The sequence below is a fragment of the Pedobacter sp. 10L46_2 genome (assembly GCF_056395165.1).
Genome location: NZ_JBFTIZ010000354.1, coordinates 1 through 4027 on the forward strand (window position 1 = coordinate 1; position 4027 = coordinate 4027).

Consider the following 4027-nt stretch of genomic DNA (forward strand, 5'->3'; position numbering starts at 1 on the left):
ACTGTACATTGCCCCAACATAAACTCCGCCATACCATCCATCACCATAATTCATAATATGGCCAACTTTATCACTTAAAGTGCTTGCCGAATTTGGCATTCCCGGATGCATTAATCCTGCAAAATCTGCCTCTATCTGATAGTCAATATCATCAGCGTGTGGATTATTTAGCCAATGTCCGCTTTTTGGTGCTTTTATTCCATTAAGAATATTATAACGAGCAGCCTGGTTTGCATGCCATAAATTATAGGAAGCATTTGCAAAGGCATTTGCAAATGAATCAACAGGAGCATCAAAGCCAGCTCTATCCAATACTTCGACAAAAGTAAGGTCCATATATATGTCATCATATAAATCCGGCCATTCCAGCATCAGTTTTTTAACATATCCTTCTCCCCATGGGATTACCTGATAATCTTGTATAAAAGTACCATTGTGCCGGAACTCTGTATAACTTCCAAAGCTCACCCCAATAGTTTGGCCTGCCCAGCCTCCTTTTATTTTATCACGTAATTTCTCTTTTGTGAATGTTACAGTTTCTTTCTTGTGCTGCTTAAGGGTGAATGCAGACATCAAGACGGTCATTATAAGTCCGGGGATTAGTAATTTTTTCATCTTATTTTTTAATAGCTAAATAAATGATCGAATACGGAATCAATTTGAAAATAGAGCAGCCCAGTTGACTTTAATTTATCAGCCTGTTCTTTGGCCTTGCCCATAACATCAGACGATTTTAGCGCCCAGGAGTTAATCACACCTACGGCTAAAATATTATACTTACCAGCCCATTCAACATCTGATTCTGAAATACTATCAGAGAAAAGAAAATAGTTAGATGAAAGGTAATTGGTTTTAAGCATATTTTCTTCAAGCTGCTTTCTGGTACAGCTGAGCTTTATCTTTCCAGTAAAAAAATCAGTAGACTCATCTGTACCAATCATTAGCGCATTCTCGTATAGATGGTGTCTTTTCAGCATGTCTATCACTTTTGCAAATAGTAAGGTATCGTTTCCATCTATTTTATTATCAATCATAACCTGCAGTTTACCTTCGCAGTAATTGAGTACCTCCTCAAATTTTAATATTTTATTGCCTCTTTTATCTCTAAGCTTACTGATCTGCTCCCAGGTCATGGACGAAACATCCGCATCCAGACCAAAAGATCGTTTCAAATTCTTATCGTGATTTGTAATTAATACTCCATCTCTGGTTAACCTTAAATCCACTTCTACCATCCAGTAACCTCTATTTACTGCCTTTTCTAATGCTAAAAGACTATTCTCCGCAGAAAGGCTATCCACCACACCACCGCGATGGGCTATCAGTTTATAGTTGGCAGCGAATGAATGCTGTTTCGAATTCTGGCATACACCCACAGATTGGATCAAAGAAAGTAATAAACAGATTCCTATGGCAAACTTCATATTCTTTTCTATTCTATAAATGAAGGAAGGTACCCAGTTCTAAATGTCTTTACAACAGATTTTGGAGTTAAAACAGATAATTTTTCTTTCGGCAACAACTTTGCTATCCCATACCCTTCTACCGACCAGAGATACATCATTCCATTCCTTATTAAATAAGGTTCATTTTTAAAGATAATAAATGTGCCGTCTGGTAGTGCATCCGGGTATTCCAGAAAGGTAACCTTTTTGTTATTTTGATCAATCCTTTCCTGTTGAAGAATATCATCTATCGCTTTTATTGGTGTTTTAGCGTTAAATCCATATTCAGGATTTCCTTTTAACCAAAACGTTTTGAAAGCAGTCGCCTCAGCTCTGCGACACTCAAAACACGGTCGGTGACCAGCAGCAAATGAGGTGGGTTCATCAAGAAAAAACAACTCAGTATATTGTCCCGGAGCCATTACCGGCCGCTTCCTATCTTTAAATTCCAACACGCAGGTTATCCAGGCAGTGAGCTTAAAAAGGCGTCGAATCTCCTGCTTTTCATTGTGCAGCAATCCCCTATTCCCCATAAATGTACCCCTCGCAGGAGATTTGATAAGGTTGCCATATGGATCAACTCTGTTTTGTAACATGTCTTACAATTAAAATACCCTTGTAATTTAGCAAATATCATTTTTAAAATGGCTCAATAAGTTCATTACAGTTTACTAAATTGTGCGCAATATTAGGAGCTAAAATCTATACCTAAGCCCTATTAGAATAAAAGAATAAACAACTGCATTTAGAAAAATGGAAGCAAAAATTGTGATTATACCTGGACTAGGCGGTTCTGGAGATGACCATTGGCAAAGCTTTTGGTCGAGGAGCTTTGACAACGTCGTAAGGATCGAGCAGGAAAATTGGGATGAACCTGAATTGGAAAAATGGTTAGAAAAACTAAATGAGGCTATAGAAAAATTGGACTCGCCGGTTATTTTAGTTGCCCATAGTCTTGCGGTTTCACTAGTGCTTCATTGGGCGGTTAAATATGATAAATCTAAAATCAAAGGAGCATTGCTTGTAGCTCCTGCAGACGTTGATTCTCCTGAACACACCCCCGATGTTGTAAGAGGGTTTGCACCAATACCAATAATAAAGCTCGCTTTTCCATCAATAGTAGTGGCAAGTCTTAATGATCCTTACCTAAGCTTAAACAGAGCCAAATATTTTGCAGAACAGTGGGGCAGTGAATTCATAAATATCGGTGAGAAAGGCCATATTAATTCCGACTCAAACCTAGGATTTTGGGAGGAAGGCCAATTGATTTTACAGAAATTGCTAAAGTATTAAAAATACAAAGAAGTGGTAATGACAATCATGCTATCGTTGACAATCATACTACCGTCAACGTACGGCGCTCTTCTTTCGAGATGACGAGCGATCTGGTTATTTAACCAACCAGATCAACCGACTAAAGTTTTTACATAATTTAAACTTTGAGTAATACTCTTGTAAGGATCAATTTTAATAACATCCTGCTCCACAAAGAGATTTTCAAGTCCCGATAATTTAGCCTCGGCCAGAATACCCTTATAATCAATTCTGCCCGTTCCTACTTCAGTATAAACAGACTTGTCTGTTTTATCCATATCCTTCACGTGCCACATTTTAAAACGGCCCGGATTTTCTTTAAATAAAACCAAAGGATCATAACCTGCATTAATAAGCCAAAAAATGTCCAGCTCAAAACTAACTAGTCCAGGATCAGTCTCTTTTAAAAATACGTCATAGCCTGTTAGCCCATTACGCAAATCCTTGAACTCAAATGCATGATTGTGATATCCAAGTTTAAGTTGGTGATCTTTACATAATTCGCCTGCCCCGTTAAACTTTTGTGCCATTCGTTTATAGTCATTGATAGTGCCAGGTGTCCTGATATCTGTAGGCGTCGCCGGAACCACAAAATATTGCTGGCCAACTACAGCAGCGGTTTCGATATGAGATTTCAATACATCCTCATTTCCATCAGGGGATAAATAAGCAGTTACATTATAATGCCCGCTTGGAGAACTCATTTGATTGGCTTCAAGTAAACAATAAACCCATAAACGCCAATTAAGACAGGAATGATTGGATCACTTAGGCAAGTAAAGAAAAAAGGTAGACCCTACATCCATTGTAGATTCTACCTCAATACGTCCACGTAATCTCTCTACCTGCGATTTCACAGTACCAAGCCCAATACCATTTCCGATATTACTGAAGCGATCCAAAACGCCGGAACAATAGCCGTGCTCAAAAATACTGCTTAGAACCTCTTTCGACATACCAATGCCATTGTCGCCTACTACGAAAGTATATCCTTCTGCAGTTTGTTCAAACTTTATTTTAATCTCAGGATGAATTTTATCGTTATATCTTATGGCATTACTTAATAGGTTCAGCAATATCTGCTCCAATGCAATTCTGGAGGAACAAATTTCCGCGTCCAGCGGAAGTTGGAGTTTGCAATTTTCTGGTACAGTAAGCATACTGATTACTTCTTCCAGTAAATGGGTAAGGGAAAAAACTTCCTTCTCTTCTCCTACCCCTGTAGAAGTTTTTGTGTCCCTGAGCAGTTCATTAACGTAGTCCACTAG

At 38.4% G+C, this 4027-nt stretch carries 6 protein-coding genes; 1 reads left to right on the plus strand and 5 read right to left on the minus strand.

Features of this window, described 5'->3' with window-relative positions; all coding sequences use genetic code 11:
- From AC1DDX_RS24685 to AC1DDX_RS24695, 3 genes are all read right to left on the minus strand, one after another.
- Positions 1–615 (minus strand): ADP-ribosylglycohydrolase family protein (locus AC1DDX_RS24685; RefSeq protein ID WP_477622767.1); only part of this gene is annotated, 615 nt, incomplete at its 3' end.
- Positions 616–623: 8 nt separating this feature from the next.
- Positions 624–1424, minus strand: a complete 801-nt coding sequence (locus AC1DDX_RS24690; RefSeq protein WP_172660187.1) for a glycerophosphodiester phosphodiesterase — start codon at positions 1422–1424, stop codon at positions 624–626.
- A gap of 8 nt (positions 1425–1432) precedes the next feature.
- Entirely contained in the window at positions 1433–2041 is a 609-nt protein-coding gene (locus tag AC1DDX_RS24695) for a hypothetical protein (protein WP_172660186.1), read from the minus strand.
- A gap of 157 nt (positions 2042–2198) precedes the next feature.
- On the opposite strand from AC1DDX_RS24695, the gene AC1DDX_RS24700 reads away from it, so the two are divergent.
- Positions 2199–2738, plus strand: a complete 540-nt coding sequence (locus tag AC1DDX_RS24700) for an RBBP9/YdeN family alpha/beta hydrolase (protein ID WP_172660185.1) — start codon at positions 2199–2201, stop codon at positions 2736–2738.
- 113 nt (positions 2739–2851) lie between these two features.
- Here the strand turns inward: AC1DDX_RS24700 and AC1DDX_RS24705 are convergent, their stop codons facing one another.
- The gene (locus tag AC1DDX_RS24705) at positions 2852–3463 is read right to left on the minus strand and encodes a sugar phosphate isomerase/epimerase family protein (protein WP_288879222.1); all 612 of its coding nucleotides are present in this window, start codon (positions 3461–3463) and stop codon (positions 2852–2854) included.
- Positions 3464–3523: 60 nt separating this feature from the next.
- A partial coding sequence (locus AC1DDX_RS24710) for a sensor histidine kinase (protein ID WP_477622768.1) occupies positions 3524–4027 on the minus strand: 504 nt, incomplete at its 5' end.

Coding starts and splice junctions, on each gene's coding strand:
- AC1DDX_RS24695 (WP_172660186.1), bottom strand. CDS start 2,041: ATGTTACAAAACAGAGTTGATCCATATGGCAACCTTATCAAATCTCCT.
- AC1DDX_RS24700 (WP_172660185.1), top strand. CDS start 2,199: ATGGAAGCAAAAATTGTGATTATACCTGGACTAGGCGGTTCTGGAGAT.
- AC1DDX_RS24690 (WP_172660187.1), bottom strand. CDS start 1,424: ATGAAGTTTGCCATAGGAATCTGTTTATTACTTTCTTTGATCCAATCT.
- AC1DDX_RS24705 (WP_288879222.1), bottom strand. CDS start 3,463: ATGAGTTCTCCAAGCGGGCATTATAATGTAACTGCTTATTTATCCCCT.